Annotated in this window: 11 protein-coding genes and 3 tRNA genes; 2 read left to right on the top strand and 12 right to left on the bottom strand. The window is 64.3% G+C overall.

Features of this window, described 5'->3' with window-relative positions:
- Window positions 1-58: 58 nt before the first annotated feature.
- Window positions 59-361, top strand: coding sequence for a hypothetical protein (locus AC5P8U_RS11065; RefSeq protein ID WP_053500528.1), 303 nt, complete (start codon window positions 59-61; stop codon window positions 359-361).
- A gap of 126 nt (window positions 362-487) precedes the next feature.
- Here AC5P8U_RS11065 and AC5P8U_RS11060 read toward each other — a convergent pair.
- From AC5P8U_RS11060 to uvrB, 3 genes are all read right to left on the bottom strand, one after another.
- A tRNA-Val gene (locus AC5P8U_RS11060) sits at window positions 488-562 on the bottom strand.
- Window positions 563-660: 98 nt separating this feature from the next.
- A tRNA-Val gene (locus tag AC5P8U_RS11055) sits at window positions 661-735 on the bottom strand.
- 106 nt (window positions 736-841) lie between these two features.
- Complete coding sequence (uvrB, locus tag AC5P8U_RS11050) at window positions 842-2,866, bottom strand: excinuclease ABC subunit UvrB (RefSeq protein ID WP_049412758.1); 2,025 nt, start codon at window positions 2,864-2,866, stop codon at window positions 842-844.
- Between the two features lie 92 nt (window positions 2,867-2,958).
- On the opposite strand from uvrB, the gene AC5P8U_RS11045 reads away from it, so the two are divergent.
- Complete coding sequence (locus tag AC5P8U_RS11045) at window positions 2,959-3,531, top strand: GspH/FimT family protein (protein WP_447897184.1); 573 nt, start codon at window positions 2,959-2,961, stop codon at window positions 3,529-3,531.
- A 75-nt stretch (window positions 3,532-3,606) separates the two neighbouring features.
- On the opposite strand, the gene AC5P8U_RS11040 is transcribed toward AC5P8U_RS11045, so the two are convergent.
- The 9 genes from AC5P8U_RS11040 to AC5P8U_RS11000 all read right to left on the bottom strand — a co-directional run bounded on the left by AC5P8U_RS11040 (window position 3,607) and on the right by AC5P8U_RS11000 (window position 15,673).
- Window positions 3,607-3,683, bottom strand: a tRNA-Asn gene (locus AC5P8U_RS11040).
- 80 nt (window positions 3,684-3,763) lie between these two features.
- Entirely contained in the window at window positions 3,764-4,186 is a 423-nt protein-coding gene (locus AC5P8U_RS11035) for a type IV pilin protein (RefSeq protein ID WP_061478489.1), read from the bottom strand.
- A gap of 38 nt (window positions 4,187-4,224) precedes the next feature.
- Complete coding sequence (locus AC5P8U_RS11030; protein WP_072166744.1) at window positions 4,225-7,971, bottom strand: pilus assembly protein; 3,747 nt, start codon at window positions 7,969-7,971, stop codon at window positions 4,225-4,227.
- Window positions 7,972-7,982: 11 nt separating this feature from the next.
- Complete coding sequence (locus tag AC5P8U_RS11025; RefSeq protein ID WP_072166745.1) at window positions 7,983-8,498, bottom strand: pilus assembly PilX family protein; 516 nt, start codon at window positions 8,496-8,498, stop codon at window positions 7,983-7,985.
- 2 nt (window positions 8,499-8,500) lie between these two features.
- Window positions 8,501-9,661, bottom strand: coding sequence for a PilW family protein (locus tag AC5P8U_RS11020; protein WP_061478492.1), 1,161 nt, complete (start codon window positions 9,659-9,661; stop codon window positions 8,501-8,503).
- 2 nt (window positions 9,662-9,663) lie between these two features.
- Window positions 9,664-10,137 carry a type IV pilus modification protein PilV gene (gene pilV / locus AC5P8U_RS11015; RefSeq protein WP_061478493.1) on the bottom strand — a complete coding sequence of 158 codons (474 nt, stop codon included), beginning with the start codon at window positions 10,135-10,137 and terminating at the stop codon, window positions 9,664-9,666.
- A complete protein-coding gene (locus tag AC5P8U_RS11010) occupies window positions 10,134-10,649 on the bottom strand; it encodes a GspH/FimT family pseudopilin (RefSeq protein WP_088497718.1) in 516 nt (171 codons plus the stop codon). Before AC5P8U_RS11010 ends, pilV begins: the two co-directional genes overlap by 4 nt.
- Before the next feature lie 161 nt (window positions 10,650-10,810).
- A complete protein-coding gene (gene ppnN, locus AC5P8U_RS11005; protein ID WP_088497717.1) occupies window positions 10,811-12,199 on the bottom strand; it encodes a nucleotide 5'-monophosphate nucleosidase PpnN in 1,389 nt (462 codons plus the stop codon).
- A 252-nt stretch (window positions 12,200-12,451) separates the two neighbouring features.
- Complete coding sequence (locus AC5P8U_RS11000) at window positions 12,452-15,673, bottom strand: TonB-dependent receptor (RefSeq protein ID WP_154350506.1); 3,222 nt, start codon at window positions 15,671-15,673, stop codon at window positions 12,452-12,454.
- Window positions 15,674-15,687: the final 14 nt, after the last annotated feature.

Here is a 15,687-nt window from a genome sequence, read left to right as displayed (position 1 = left end):
TGCGGTGCCCGGCCGACCATGCCAGCCTGCACGCACTTTCCCGCTGGAGCACCGTGCCATGCCGATGCTTGCCCTGATCCTGCTGTTCTCCAGCCTGTTCGGCGACGGCTGCGGGCCCACCGAGGATGCCCTGCGCAGCCAGATCCTGCGCACCGAGGATCGGCAGGCCATGCATGAAGCGCAGCCCCTTCAGCTCTATCACCTGCGCCAGGACCGCGTGCTGCGGCTGGGCAGCCAGCAATCGACAGACGACACTGGCGCCAGCCCTCATCCTGCGCTGGCCCGGGTAGGTGTGGCGCAGCTGTGGGAACGCGTCGACGGCCAGTGGCGCATCCAGCGTTCGATCAGCATTACCCACTGATTTCATGCCAATGAACCGGCACGGATGCAGCTTCGCGGGAACGCCAGGCTCGCCGGAACGAAAAAAGCCGGCCCCGGGGCCGGCTTTCATCGTTTCCACCGCTTCACCGGCAACGCCGGGAGCAGGTGGTGGGCGGTACAGGGTTCGAACCTGTGACCCCTACCATGTCAAGGTAGTGCTCTACCGCTGAGCTAACCGCCCATCTTGTTCTTGCCGCCCGAAGGCTGGCCTTGCTACGTAAAAACCCGGCGCCAGGGCCGGGCTTTGCAGTTCACGACAACCCTCTTCCGAGGGTTTCGTGGTGGGCGGTACAGGGTTCGAACCTGTGACCCCTACCATGTCAAGGTAGTGCTCTACCGCTGAGCTAACCGCCCGTTTTGCTTCTGCATTTCTGCGATTGCGTCGGTGCAGGCCGCGTATATTACGGATGCGGGCCGTGAAGCGCAATACTTTTGTGAAGATGATGCTGCACTGCCACGTTCAGCCCAGGCTGGCTTCCTTCAGCTGCCGGATCTGGTCACGCACCCGTGCGGCATCCTCGAATTCCAGGTCCTTGGCGTGCTGGTACATCTGCTGTTCCAGCGCCTTGAGACGGGTCGCCAGCTGCGCCGGAGACAGCGAACGATAGTCGGCCGCTTCTTCGGCCACACCCGCCCGGCCCTTGCCCTTACCCTTCTTGGCTTCCTTCTCGGCGGCATCCGAACGCGCGCCTTCAAGGACATCGACGATCGGGCGCGCCACCGAGCGCGGCACGATGCCATGTTCTTCGTTGTACTCGACCTGCTTGGCACGGCGCCGGTCGGTCTCATCGATCGCCGCCTGCATCGAGCGGGTGATCTTGTCGGCGTACAGGATCGCCTTGCCGCGCACGTTGCGTGCGGCGCGGCCGATGGTCTGGATCAGCGAGCCGGTGGATCGCAGGAAGCCTTCCTTGTCGGCATCGAGGATCGCCACCAGCGATACCTCGGGCATGTCCAGGCCCTCGCGCAGCAGGTTGATGCCGACCAGCACGTCGAACTTGCCCAGGCGCAGGTCGCGGATGATCTCCACGCGCTCGACCGTATCCACGTCCGAGTGCAGGTAGCGCACGCGGATACCGTGTTCGGTGAGGTACTCGGTGAGGTTTTCAGCCATGCGCTTGGTCAGCGTGGTGACCAGCACGCGGTCGCCCGCCTTGATGCGCGCGTTGGCCTCGCTCATCAGGTCGTCGACCTGGGTGCCGACCGGCCGGATCTCCACCACCGGGTCGATCAGGCCAGTCGGGCGCACCACCAGTTCGGTGATCTCGTCACCGGCTTCACGCAGTTCATAGGGCCCGGGCGTGGCCGACACGTAGATGCTGCGCGGGCACCGCTCCTCCCATTCCTCGAAGCGCAGCGGGCGGTTGTCCAGCGCCGACGGCAGGCGGAAACCGAACTCAACCAGGGTTTCCTTGCGCGAGCGGTCACCCTTGAACATGGCGCCGATCTGCGGAATGGTCACATGCGATTCGTCGATCACCAGCAGCGCATCCGGCGGCAGGTAGTCGAACAGGGTCGGTGGCGGCTCGCCGGCATTCTTGCCGGTCAGGTGCCGGGAGTAGTTCTCGATGCCGTTGCAGTAACCGACCTCGGCCATCATCTCCAGGTCGAACTGCGTGCGCTGCGCCAGGCGCTGCGCCTCCACCAGCTTGTTCTGCGCGTAGAGCTGCTCCAGCCGCTCCTTCAGCTCTACCTTGATCGTCTCGATCGCCGCCAGCACGCGCTCGCGAGTGGTCGCATAGTGGGTCTTCGGGTAGACCGTGAAGCGCTGCATGTTGCGCAGCGTCTCGCCGGTCAGCGGGTCGAACAGGGTGATCTTCTCGACCTCGCCATCGAACAGTTCAAGGCGCAGTGCTTCGCTGTCCGACTCGGCCGGGAACACGTCGATCACTTCGCCGCGCACGCGGAAGGTACCGCGCTGCAGCTCGTACTCATTGCGCGTGTACTGCAGCTGGGTCAGGTGGTTGATCAGGTCGCGCTGGTCGATGCGCTCGCCCTTGGACAGGATCAGGCGCAGTGAAAGGTAGTCTTCCGGCGCACCCAGGCCATAGATCGCGGACACCGTGGCCACTACGATCGCGTCCGGGCGCGACAGCAGGGTCTTGGTCGCGGCCAGCCGCATCTGCTCGATGTGTTCGTTGATCGAACTGTCCTTCTCGATGAAGGTGTCCGACGACGGCACGTAGGCTTCGGGCTGGTAGTAGTCGTAATAGCTGACGAAATACTCCACCGCGTTGTGCGGGAAGAACGCCTTGAATTCGCCATACAGCTGCGCCGCCAGCGTCTTGTTCGGCGCCATGATCAGCGTCGGCTTCTGAATGTTCTGGATGACGTTGGCGATGGTGTAGGTCTTGCCCGAGCCGGTCACGCCCAGCAGGGTCTGCTTGGCGATGCCGGCCTCGAAGTTGCTGGTCAGCTTCGCGATGGCATCGGGCTGGTCGCCCGCCGGCGAATACGGCGAGACAAGTTCAAAACTGTCGCTCATGGTGTTGCCAGTTCCCGGGAAGGGTGAGTATACGGGGCGAGGAGTGACGGCCGGCTGAGGGGTTGCCGGGCAGACCGCTACGGGGATTCCCGATGGCGGCCGCACAGCCGGGCGCGGAGGCTGGATGCATGCGCACTCCCCGCTCTTCCGGTTGCGCCGCGTCGCGCGGCATGCACCTGATCGAAATCCTCGTCGTCACGGTGGTACTGGCCGTGCTGCTGGCCGCCGGCTGGCCCTCGCTGCAGGCGCTGCTGCTGCACCAGCGCGCGGAAGCCACCCGGTTCAGCCTACAGGCCGCCCTGGCAACGGCACGCACCCAGGCCATCATGCGTCGCGAACTGATCGGCCTCTGCGCCAGCGCGGACGGCCAGCGCTGCGGGGACGACTGGAGCCAGGGCTGGATTGCCTACCGGGCCGCAGGCGCATGGCAGCCCCCATCCACGGCCGATGCCATTGTCCTGCATCAGGGCGGCCGTCCGGACGTCACGATCAATGCCGCCAGCAACAGCGGGCGACCGCAACTCTATTTCCAGCCGGATGGCCGCAGCCCCGGCAGCAACCTGACGCTGCGCGTCTGCGTGAGGGGGCGCGAGCACGCGCGGATCATCGTCAGCAACAGTGGGCGGATGCGTTCGTCCACCACGCGGACTGGACAAGCCTGTTGAAACGATGCCCCTGCGCTCTCAAGCAGGCAACAAAAAAGACCTGCGGAAGTCCGCAAGCCTTTGATGTGTAACGTCTGGCGCCCGAAGTTGGACTCGAACCAACGACCCCCTGATTAACAGTCAAGTGCTCTAACCGGCTGAGCTATTCGGGCGGGGACGCGCATTGTAATCACGTCGAACAGGGAGTGCAACACTCCCGTTCACATGCTTGCGTTCTCTGTTTGCGGCAGTGTCACCAGCACTCGGACAGCGTGGTCTTGGCGGTCTTCACGTTGGCCTGGTTGAGCGTCAGGTTTCCACACTTGTCCTTCGCCTGCGCGTTGACCGCGGTGGCGGTGAAGGTGAATGTCGACTGCGCGGTCTGCATGGACAGAGTGTAGGCCGCCGTGCCGCCCTCGCGCGGGGAGTTGATCGAATCGGCGTTGCCCGGGAACTTGAAACCGACATAGGTGTTGTTGACCGTGTGGAAGCGCTCGGCCAACTGTGCGTATTCGACCAGGTCGGCCTTAGCCTGGGCCCGTCGCGACTTGCGCACATGTTCGCTGTAGTTCGGGTAGGCGATCGCGGCGAGGATTGCCACGACCGCCACCACGATCATCAGCTCGATCAGGGTGAAACCGCGGGCCAGGCGACCCGCCGCGAAAGATTGGCGCATTGCACGGGCTCCTGCTGCCGGGGAAGGATGGACGCCGGTCACTGGATCTGCCTCCAGGACTGGCGGCCACAGGGGTATGGCAGGTACATCGGATCAGCACCGGCCACCGAGATCTGCATCAGGCACGCCTCACCGGGCGGCTGCGGCGGCGGATTGCCGGGAGTGCTGTCCGGCGGCGCCAAGCGCGGCACCACCGACGTCGTCACGTCCCTCACCGGCGCGTTGCCGCCCGTGTTGAGAGCAACGCCGGCCGTACCCGCCCCCGGCGATCGGCCGTCGGGGGCTCCGAAGCGCACCTGCGACATCGCGGCCTGGCCGGTGCTGGCCTGCAGGCCGAGCAGCCAGTTCGCACCGTCCACCGAGCAACCCTGAGCGTCGGACGGAATATAGGTCGGGAAGAACACCACGCCGGACACGATCCTCGGATTACCGACCGCACGCTCCTTGTTGGCCAGCACCACGGTCCAGCCGCGGCTGACCGTAGGCACGGTCCCGCCACGCAATGTCCGCACGCCGGAACCAATCTCGGCCGTATACGAGCTCAGGTTTGCCGAGGTCAGCGTCGTCGTCGGCTGGCCCGCTGCGGTGTCGTTGATACCGTACAACGCCTGCACCGCCGTATCGTTCTCGTCACCGTAGTAGGAGAAGCTGCCGGTGCCGAAGATCAGCATCACGCCACCGGACGGCCCGGTGGTCACCGTCATGCCACCGGTGATCGGCTGGCGGTAGGTCCGGCGGTCGGCGGGATCGACATGGGTATTGGTGGTGAACAACGGTACGGTTGGCGCGGTAGTCCCGCGCAGGTCGAACTTCCAGATAACGCCACGCTTGTCGGCGCCATAGACCGTATCGGCCAGGCCATCGCGCACCCGCGCGTTCTGCCCGGTTCCACCCCAGCGATCAACCACCACGATGTTGCCCAGCCCGTTGCTGCCCGACGGCAGGTTGGTACCCGACTCGATCGCCTCGATCATGCGGATGGTCGGCGTGCGGCCTGCCACCATGTCAACCACGAACAGTACCGCCTTGCCACTCCTACTCTCGTAGCCGTTACCGAAGATCGCCTTGAAGCCCACCGAACCGTCGGCGTTCTTCACCGGCACGATCACCGGCTTGCCCAGCACATGGCCGATGTTGGCGCGCACAGCATCGTCAAGCGAAGCGTCGAGGTCACTGATCTCCCACAGCAGGGAGCCGGTGGCGCCGAAGTTGCCCGGATCGGACACATTCAGCGCGAACACACTGCGGCCGCCGGCACCGGCCGTGCCCACCAGTGACGTGGTCCACCCGTTGCTGCCGTAGGTGTCGCTGATCGTCACCGGGCCATCGACGTAGTAACGGTGCTGGAAACGCTGGGCGTTCTGGTTGGTGGGGTCGTTAGGCAGCAACAGGTTGCCCATGTGGCCCAACGCGGTCGAGGGAATGTAGGCGAACCGCTCCTTGCCACCGTCGGCGTCCATCTGGCCGTCGGCGCCCATGCCACCATCAAAGGCATGCAACATGCCGTCGTTGGCGCCGGCGTAGACCATGTAGCGGCGACCATTGCGCTTGGTGGTCATGTAGGCGGCGTAACTGCTGCCCATCGTGCCCGGAAGGCGGCCAAACCCATAGTCATCCAGAGGCGAACTCAGCACCGGGGTGGAGGTGATGATGTCGCCAAGTACCGTGCTGCGATCACGCAGCTTGCCGCCGTTGCGCTTCTCGCTGGAGGTTTCACCACGCAGGTAGGCCACGGCCGTGGCGGAATCGGTGGCTAGGCCAGCCAGCTCGGACGCGCTGCAGATCAGGATGCCCGGATACAGCGTCGACGACTTGGTGCACAGATTGGCCAGGCTGACATTGCTGCCGGTGAAGTCTTCCAGCGCGCCGTTGCGCCAGAACCGGATGCGGCGTGATGCAGGCGCCGGCATCTTCGCAGATGCTTCCCAGGCCTCTTCCGAAACGATCTTGCGGGTGGACGGCTCGACGCTCAGCTTGAAGGCGCGCAACTTGCTGTACCAGTCGGTGCCGTTGTTGGTGGCCTCGTAGAACGGCTCCACCGACAACGAGCCGACGCCGATGCGTGCGCCGGTCAGCGAACGCGAGCCGGACGGCGTGGCGCCCTGGGCGACGTTGCTGATGATACGGCGCATGGCTGCGGTGATTTCGGCCGGGCGCGTGGCGTTGACCATTTCGCCACGGGTGTCATAGACCGCGTTCCACAGCTCATCAACGGCCTCGGGCTTGAGGTCCTGCGTCGTCGTCGGGAAGTTGGGCTTGACGACGTACGGGTCCGGGCTGAGCACCCACGGGCGCAGTGGATCCGGCAGGTACCGGACGCCGAACTCCTTGCCCTGCGTGCCCAGCGTCACGCCGTAGAAATTCATGTGCAGGTGGGTCTTGCAATCCAGCGACGGATTTGGATTCGGCCCCTTGCACTCGGCCGGCACCGGCACGGAATTGGTCTCCTTGCCCGGCACGAGAGAACTGTTGTAGTACGGCGCTACGAGATCCTTCATCAGCGTCGTGTTGCCGGACTCATTGATATAGCCATCGGTGAACAGCATGCCCGCATTCTTCTGGCATGACAGGAGCACCGGCGCGTTCTGATCCGTGCGCTGGAATTGTTCGCCAAGGTACTGTGCGGCGGAACGATTGGGCGTACTGCTGCTGGCACGCATTTCGCCGATGATCTGGCTGAGCAGCTGCTGCTTCTCCGGCTCGTTGGTCATGTTGAACATGGTCACCGCGCGGCGGCCATTGATACGGAACCAGCCCACGCGCAGATTGGTCGTGTCGTACAGCGCATTCGTAGCCGCACCGATCAGCGCTTCGCGTCGCGTCCGGTACAGGCTGAACCAGTTGGCGAAGCTCTGCATGGCAGCGTTGTACTTCGCTTGATTGTTGCCGAAGTTCGCAAGCTTGATTTCGTACTTGTACAACGTACCCGGCCGGCCGCCCGGAGGATTTGCAACGGCAACAGGAGCCGCGGTGTACCCATATTCCGCCGGCAGCGTAGACGGATCTGCCAGGAAAAACGTAGCCGGATAGAAGCCGACGGCAGCATCGCAGCTTGAGCTGCTGATGGTAGTCTGGCGCGTCACGTTGTCGAACGAGCCTTCCTGCCGGACAGCCCCCCCGCTCAGGTTGCATCGCCCACGCTCAATACGGGTTCCGACCGGCAGCGTCATGCCGGAACGGAAGCGGAAGCGCCAGTTCGCGCCGGTCCGCCCGCCGGTGTCCATGCTGGTCAGCAGCGAGTCCACAGTCAGGTCCAGCGCGCCAGCGATCTTGTTCGGTGCATTGCCCGGACGCGGGTCCAGCGGCGCGCTGGACGCCCTGATGTCCAGATAGTTGGCAAGGGCTGTATCGGACAAGCCGGTCTTCCAGCCAGGATAGATCTCACGCGGGTCGTAGTAGGACGGGTTGACGTCCGGTGATCGGGCGAAACCGAAGCTGTCGAGCGGCGGGATGGCCGCCTGGTCGTCGCGTCCATAGCTGGGGAAGACGTACAGGTAGCGCTGCCCAGACCCATCGTAGCCGTTGACGGCACCCTGGTTGTAGAAGCCACTGCCATCCCAGCGGTACACGCCATCGCGCGTGTTGTTCAATGTTTCCCACAGCATCGAGCCGGAATCATCCAGCGCCATCAGGAAGGCCGGCGGCGTCTGCACCTGGATGTTTAGCGGCGCCTGCGCCAGCGTGCCCTGGGCCTGGGCCGCCATCAGGCTGTAGATGACATAGCCGCCCCCGAGCGCCAGTGCGGCGCCGCCTGCGGCCATGAAACGGAATTTGCGCGAAGCCATGGCCTGCGTCCTCAGAGTTTGAATACGGTATCGATGACCACCGACGACGAGCTCGCATCGGCATCGTCGGTCGCGAAGCCGGTGATCTGGTAGATCGGCGTGACGTCTTCCAGCGGACGGCCCATGTCGAGCGACGATTCGCCCATCACACAGCTGTCAATCTGGCGGACATTGACCGCAGGACGCGTCTGGTTGCGGCGGCTTTCGGCCCAGATGGCCGGATCGAAGCCGTCATCGCAGACCCGCGACAGAGTGCTGGACTGCACCAGGCTGTCGTTCCCCACATCCTGACGGTTGGCGATTTTCTCCACCGAGCGTTCGGCCGCACGCACCACGCCCTCCGAGTTCTGGAAGGCCCGGTTGGCGGCGCGGTAGTTCGCTGCCATCTTCTCCTGCATGCCGGCCACCTGCATGCCCGCAATGCCGAGCAGCGCCAGCAGGATGAGCATGATCAACGCGACATAGAGCACGGCGCCGCGCTGGGTGCGAGCGGAGGCGGGCCTGAACGAACGTGAGAAGGTCGTCATGATCAGTTCCCGAACAGGCGATTGCGCAGTGCAATCGAGACTTCATAGCTGGAGCGGTAGCGGCCGTCAGGCTTGTCACTGCTGGCAAAGCCAACGCCGAGTACCGACAGCGGGTTGGCCGGCGTGCTCGAAGACGACGGCGTCGGGCTGCGTGCCAGCAGCCCCACCTGCACCTGCCCCACCCGCAGCCACTGCGCGGCACCGGCAGCGTTAGCGTTGCTGCTGACGCCAGTCGCGGCGGCCAGGCGGGTGATGTTGCCGGCCGGCGGCGTGCCCAGGCTGATGTTGGCGGTACTGTCCAGGCCATACAGCAGCTGCAGGCTTTCGATGCCTTCCACAAGTTCTTCATTGACCGCATAGGCGCCAGCACTGTTGGCGCGCGCACGACGCAGGCCCGGCTGACCGGTCTCCGGATTGATGCCGACGTAATAGACCATCGACTCGGCGCGATAGAGCATCGTCTGCCCGGTCGGCTGCGCGGCATAGCGCGACAGGTCCAGCGAGGGCGCGGTCACACGTGCCGCACTCAACGTACCGGCGAAGATGTCCGCATGGGCACAGTCGGCGATGCCGAACAAGGTCGGTGCCGCCACGCCCCCCGAGGTGAGCCTGGCCACCCGGGTGCTGTCCATGTCCAGTAGCGCATTGCCGCCGCTGGACGAAATGCCGGTCACCGGCACCCCCTCAGGGGCCAGGTAGCGCAGTACCAGCACATCGCTTCCGCCTGCCGGCGCAGGGCTGAGCCGGGTGATCGCTGCCGGCAACGCTGACGGTGCGGACCATGTCGCCCCGAGTGCGAGCCTCCCGCCCGGCGCGGTTCCCGGTGCATCGAAGCCCTGGATGGAAACGCTGAAATCAAGCGGGCTGCCATCGCCCGAGGATGCACCCAGATGCGATACCGGATCGCCTTGGTTCTTCACCACGTGGGCCTGGTCGTTCACGCAGCCCATGTGCCCGGCCATGCGGATGTCTCGCTCAAGGAAATCCAGCGCGAAACGGGCGTTCTCCTGCACGCGCGAGGCCCCCTCGGACAGTCGCGAGGCAGCCTGCGAGGCCATGAAGACCTGCACCACCCCCAGCATCAGCACCAGGCTGATTACCAGGGCGATCATCAGTTCCACCAGCGACAGGCCGGCCATGGTGGCACGTCGGTTCAGGCGCATGCTCACAGCTCCGTAGCCAATGCAAAGGTGGTGGCCTTGTCCGGGTCATCCGGATCCCAGCGCTGGTCGCCCCAGGTGATCGCCACATTGACCACGCCGCCATTGAAGGTGACATTGGCGCCTGCATCGTCGCCCAGCGCCTTCACCACCTGGCATTGCCAGCGCGCGATCTTCTTTTCAATGGAGACGTCGCCGGTATCGCTGGTGCACGCGGTGGCGGCGGTCTTGCTGCCTGCCGCGAACGACGCGCCGGTGTACCAGGCCGCCTGGAAGCGGTTGCTGCGCATCTGCTCGGTCAGGTCGTACGCAAGGTTGGTGGCCTGGGTTCGATAATTGGCGCTCTGCACGAATCGGACGTTCATGGTCTGCAAGAGAGCAAAACCCAGCAGGCCGAACGCCAACACGATGATGGCGATCAGTACTTCAAGCAGGGTGAAGCCCCCGGCCTGGCGCGCACGGAAGGTACGGGTGGTCATGGACAGGCTTCCTTGGTGCTGCGGATCTGCCCGGAGGCGTTCACCGTCAGTGTGCGCTTGTGCAGTGCGCCCTTGCTGCAGACGTCCGGCTCCAGCCGTACATCCTGCTCGGCGCTGGCGCGGCGACGGCCGCGCCCGTCAAAGGCGATCTCCGTGGCCGGCCCAGTGATCTTCAGCTTGGGATTGCCACTGACGAAGCGCAGGACGGTTTCACCTGCCGACAGCGCACCATCGCCATTGGCATCGGCAAAGGCCAGCATGCCGCCCGACCAGCCACCATCACAGCTGGCACCGTCGCTGCTTCCACAGACGCCGCCACCGCGGTTGCTGCGGATCGCCTCGCTGCGGGCAAGACTGAGCAGGCCCAGGACCTCGTTGTTGGTCGAGCTCACCCGGCTCGAACGGATCGTGCTCTGGAAACTTGGAAAGGCGATCGCAGCCAGGACCGCCACCACGGCGATGGTGACCATCAGCTCGATCAAGGTGAAGCCGTTTTCCCGGCGCAAAGACATTGGACGCTCCCCAGCGTGTTGGTGGCCACGATGGGCCATCGCCCCGCCACCGGCAAGCGGCGGCAGGATGAACGGTCAATCCGGGGCGACGGGCGTCAAAGGCTTGACGACCCGTCCTCCCCTGCCAGTGCCGGCGCGATCCCCATCACGCCGGCCCGGGTTCAGGCCAGCACCTGGTAGCAGGGCTGGTACTCGCCGGAGATCTTCATCCGGCGCTGCTCGACGAAGGCGCGCAGCAGCGCATCCAGCGCCTGCATCATGTCCGGGTCGCCGTGGATCTGGAACGGCCCGAACTGCTCGATGCGGCGCATGCCGTCTTCCTTCACGTTGCCGGCGACGATGCCCGAGAACGCGCGGCGCAGGTCGGCCGCCAGCGCGTGCGGGGCACGCCCATGGTGCAGGTCCAGCGCGGCCATCGCTTCGTGGGTGGGTACGAACGGCTGCTGGTACTCCCACGGAATCTCGATCGACCAGTTGAAGAAGAACGAGTCCTTCTGCGCCAGACGGTGCTCGCGCACGCGCTTGATGCCGTTGGCCATCTTCTTCGCAACCGCCACCGGGTCGCCGATGATGATCTCGTAGCGATCGGCAGCCGCATCGCCCAGGGTCAGGCGGATGAAGCGATCAATCTGCTCGAAGTACGGTGCCGCTACCGTCGGGCCGGTCAGGATCAGCGGGAACGGCAGGTCCTTGTTCTCCTCGCGCAGCAGGATGCCGAGCAGGTACAGGATCTCTTCGGCGGTACCGACGCCACCGGCGAACACGATGATGCCGTGGCCGATGCGGACGAAGGCCTCAAGGCGCTTCTCGATGTCCGGCATGATCACCAGGTGGTTGACGATCGGGTTCGGCGACTCGGCGGCGATGATGCCCGGCTCGGTCAGGCCGATGTAACGCGTCACGGTACGGCGCTGCTTGGCGTGGGCGATGGTGGCACCCTTCATCGGGCCCTTCATCGCACCCGGGCCACAGCCGGTGCAGATGTCCAGGCCGCGCAGGCCCAGTTCATAGCCCACCTGCTTGGTGTACAGGTATTCGTCGCGCGAGATCGAGTGTCCGCCCCAGCACACCACCAGGTTCGGATCACCCGGATTGAGGATGCGCGCGTTGCGCAGCAGGCCGAATACCGCGTTGGTGATGCCCTCGGATGACTCCAGCTCGGCCGCGTAGGCCGGGCCCATTTCGATGGCCATGTAGGCCAGGTCGCGCACGACGGCGAACAGCAGTTCGGCGACACCGCGGATGATCTCGCCGTCGACGAAGGCCATCGCCGGTGCGTTGACCAGATCGATGCGCACGCCGCGATCCTGCTGCGCTACCTGGATGTCGAAATCAGGGTAGAGATCGCGCGCGGCGCGCGGATCGTCCGAGGCGCTGCCGCTGGTCAGCACGGCCAGCGCGCAGCGGCGCAGCAGCTCATGCATGCCGCCGGCGGAGGCATCGCGCAGGCGTGCCACCTCGGCCCGCGACAGCACATCCAGCCCACCGCGCGGGTAGATCCGGGCATCCTGCACCGGCAGTGCACGGGCCGATTTTTCGTTCGTGGTCATATCCAATTTTTCGCTTCCTTCAAGGTTTCCGACTGTACTGCCGCCCCCTTAAAAAGCAAAACGGCCGGGAAGCCCGACCGTTGGATGTGTGCCGCCCGCGTCCGCCATTCCGGGACCGCATCGGCGGCGTTGGCACCGCGCACATTTCTGGATGCTACGCCGTTGCCCCACGCCCTGCAAGGACTTTCGCCTGAACGGAAAACGGCCGGGTTTCCCCGGCCGTTTCCACTTACCACTTCAAGCGCTGATGGATCAGAACTTGTACTTCAGGGTCAGCTGCATCGACCAACGCGACACGGCGGTGTTGCCCTTGTCGTTGTTGTTTTCCTGCACCGACGGGTTGTCGGTCGAACCAGTGAAGGAGTACACGTACTTGCCGGTGGCCGGATCGATACCTGCGTAGTTGGCAACGCGACGGGTCGAGTAGAAGCCGTAGTCGTCGATCAGGCCCCACTTCTTGTTCAGCAGGTTGCCGACATTCATGATGTCCAGAGCGACTTCACCCTTGTGCCCCTTCATGAAGCCCGGGAATTCCTGGCTGACGCGGACGTCGAAGCTGTTGACCCACGAGGCGCGGTGGCGGTTGGCCGGGACCACGCTGCCACGGTAGGCATCGAGTTCCGGGTTCTGCGCCAGCCAGTCGAAGAACTGCTTCTCCATCGCGGCACCGCCGGTGAACAGCACGTCGCCCGGACCCTTCGGCACGTAGAACAGGTCGTTGGTGGTAGCACCGTCGCCGTTGGCATCGTTGTAGAAGATGTAGCTGTACGGACGGCCCGAACGGCCTTCGTAGAACAGGCCGACGCGGGTAGCGTTGTCACCGAAGAAGTTGTGCTTCCACTCCAGGGTGCCGGTGACGCGGTCCTTCATCGCATAACGCGAGTTGTAGGCCACGTTCTCGTTGGCATTGAAGATCAGCGTGTTGTTCCAGTTCGAGGTGTTCTGCGAGCTGGACAGCGGGCTGACTTCGGTGGACTTGGTGTAGGTGTAACCCAGCGACCAGCCCCAGTTCTCGGTCAACGGCTTGGCCAGCGAGAAGGTGGCCTGGGTGCCGCGGCCCTTGTCGGTGTTGCGCAGGACCAGAACGTCGCCGATGTCCTTCGGACGGTTGAAACGATCAACTGCATTTTTGGTACCGGTGGAGATGCCGTAGTCGACACCCTTATCGATGCGAGTGTTCGCCGAGTTGCGTCCAGCATCGTTCCAGTAGATCGCGCGGCCGTCCTGACCGAAGGCGGTCGGCGCCGACACGTCCAGGCGGTCGAAGTAGATGCCGTCCTTGACCTTGGTGAACAGCACTTCGGCCGACGCCACGATGCCGTACCACGGCAGCTCATGGTCGAACGCCAGGTTGGCCTTCCACACCGACGGCAGGCGGGTGCCCGGCGCGATGATGTCAACGTTCTGACGGGCCGAAGCCGGGCCACCGGCCGGGATGTACGGGTTGTTGCCGTCCGGGGTGAAGGCACCGGCCGGGATGCTGCGCTCGTCGTACTCGATGTAGTTCAGGCCGGTGTTCTGGTAGGCACCTGCCAGCCACACGTTCGGGGCGGCGCCGCCGAACAGGCCCACGCCACCGCGCAGCTGGGTCGGGCGATCGCTGTCGAAGGTGTAGTTGAAGCCGACGCGCGGCTGCACCAGGTTCTTGTCGACCAGCTTGGTGTTGTTGAAGCCGTACAGCTGCTCGATGCGCGGGTTGTACAGGCGCTGGGTGCTGAAGTCAGGCATGTCGATGCGCACGCCGAACATCAGGTTCAGGTTGTAGTTGATCGCCCAGGTGTCCTGCACGAACACGCCGGTGTTCTTCAGGGTGAAGTCGGCCGGGATGTCGCTGCGGCTGCCATCGGCGCGCGGCGCACGCAGCTGGTAGCGCGAAGCCTTGCCCGCCAGGAAATCGTTGACGCTGTTGAATTCGTACACGCCGTTGAGGTTGCGGCCGTAGAAGTTCATCAGGTCATTCTTCGAGTAATCGAAGCCGAACTTGACGGTGTGGTCACCGATGTACCAGGTACCGGCACCAAAGGCGCTCAGTTCCTTCGACTCGACGATGTTGACGTGGGTGTTCTGTTCAGTACCGACGTACAGCGAATCGTTGCCCGACTTGATGCGGATCTGCGGCATGTCGACCAGCGGGACGCGGTTGGCCGAGTAATCCTTGTGCGAGACCTTGAACTCGGTCGAGAAGTTCTCGGACCAGTCACTGAACAGTTCGCCCATCCAGGTTTCGTACTGGGTCGGCTGCTGGTACCAGAAGTTGCTCAGCGAGATGGCGCTGCTGCTGACCTGCGGGAAGCGAACGACGTTCTGCTCCATCTTGTTGTAGCGCAGGGCCGCACGGTGGTTCTCGTTGATGTTCCAGTCCAGCTTGACCGCATACTCTTCGATCTCGGTCTTGCTGTTCGGCGCCGTCAGGCTGCCCGGGTCGTAGCCCAGCTTGCCCAGGAAGTTCTGGACGTCGGTGATCTGCTGCTGGGTGATGGTGCCACGGCCGATCGGCGTGTCGCTCAGGGCGACGCCGGCAGCCGAGCGCTCGTACTTTTCATAGTTGGTGAAGAAGAACAGCTTGTCCTTGACGATCGGGCCGCCGAAGGTCATGCCGTAGGTCTTCTCGTCCTCGAAGCCGTTGAAGTCCTGCTTGTCACCTTCCAGGCGCGAGCGGACCATGTCCTTGTCGCGGTACGAACCGTACACGGTGCCGTGGAATTCATTGGTACCCGACTTGGTCACGGCGTTGATCACCGCGCCGGTGCCACCGGCGATGGTGGTGTCGTAGTTGGCCAGGTCGATATTGATTTCCTGGATGGCGTCCATCGACACCGGCTGACGCTCGGTCGGCAGGTTGTTGGAACCCAGGCCGAACGGATCGGAGGCGCTGATGCCGTCGATGCGGATGGCGTTGTAACGGGTGTTCTGGCCGCCAGCCGAGATCGCGCCGTCCGCCTTGCTGACCTGCGAGATGCGCGGGTCGAGACGGACGTAGTCCTGGATGTTGCGGCTGGCCGACGGCAGCGCATCCATCGTTTCGCGGGTCACGTTGGTGCCGGTGCCCATCTTGTTGGCACTGAACAGGTCCAGGCCGCCGGCGGTGGCAACAACGTTCACCGCGTCCAGGTTGGTCGCAGCCAGATCACCGCCCAGGTTGGCGTTGACGGTGTTGACCTGGTTCAGGTTCAGGTAGACACCTTCCTCGGTCTTGGTGCCTTCACCGGACTTGGTGATGGTGATGGTGTACGGACCACCCACGCGCAGGCCGCGCGCGTTGTATCGGCCCGACGCATCGGTGGTGGCACGCGAAACAGTGCCCGACTCGGTGTGCGTGATGGTGACTTCAGCGCCGGCGACAGGCTGGCCTGCAGCGGACATCACCTGGCCGCCGACACCGGCGGAGGTGCTGCTCTGGGCGAAGGCGGGAGCGGCAGCAAGTGCAGCCACGAGACCAAGGGTAAGCTTGGACATCCGGAGTGGGTGGGTCATTTTTCGGTAGCCTC

The organism is Stenotrophomonas sp. YJH_SMC_81 (assembly GCF_059370875.1).
This window is presented reverse-complemented; position numbering and strand designations above follow the sequence as displayed.

Excerpts from the sequence above, each read along its gene's own strand:
- AC5P8U_RS11065 (WP_053500528.1), top strand. The coding sequence starts at position 59 with ATGCCGATGCTTGCCCTGATCCTGCTGTTCTCCAGCCTGTTCGGCGAC.
- uvrB (WP_049412758.1), bottom strand. The coding sequence starts at position 2,866 with ATGAGCGACAGTTTTGAACTTGTCTCGCCGTATTCGCCGGCGGGCGAC.
- AC5P8U_RS11045 (WP_447897184.1), top strand. The coding sequence starts at position 2,959 with ATGGCGGCCGCACAGCCGGGCGCGGAGGCTGGATGCATGCGCACTCCC.
- AC5P8U_RS11035 (WP_061478489.1), bottom strand. The coding sequence starts at position 4,186 with ATGCGCCAATCTTTCGCGGCGGGTCGCCTGGCCCGCGGTTTCACCCTG.
- AC5P8U_RS11030 (WP_072166744.1), bottom strand. The coding sequence starts at position 7,971 with ATGGCTTCGCGCAAATTCCGTTTCATGGCCGCAGGCGGCGCCGCACTG.
- AC5P8U_RS11025 (WP_072166745.1), bottom strand. The coding sequence starts at position 8,498 with ATGACGACCTTCTCACGTTCGTTCAGGCCCGCCTCCGCTCGCACCCAG.
- AC5P8U_RS11020 (WP_061478492.1), bottom strand. The coding sequence starts at position 9,661 with ATGCGCCTGAACCGACGTGCCACCATGGCCGGCCTGTCGCTGGTGGAA.
- pilV (WP_061478493.1), bottom strand. The coding sequence starts at position 10,137 with ATGACCACCCGTACCTTCCGTGCGCGCCAGGCCGGGGGCTTCACCCTG.
- AC5P8U_RS11010 (WP_088497718.1), bottom strand. The coding sequence starts at position 10,649 with ATGTCTTTGCGCCGGGAAAACGGCTTCACCTTGATCGAGCTGATGGTC.
- ppnN (WP_088497717.1), bottom strand. The coding sequence starts at position 12,199 with ATGACCACGAACGAAAAATCGGCCCGTGCACTGCCGGTGCAGGATGCC.
- AC5P8U_RS11000 (WP_154350506.1), bottom strand. The coding sequence starts at position 15,673 with ATGACCCACCCACTCCGGATGTCCAAGCTTACCCTTGGTCTCGTGGCT.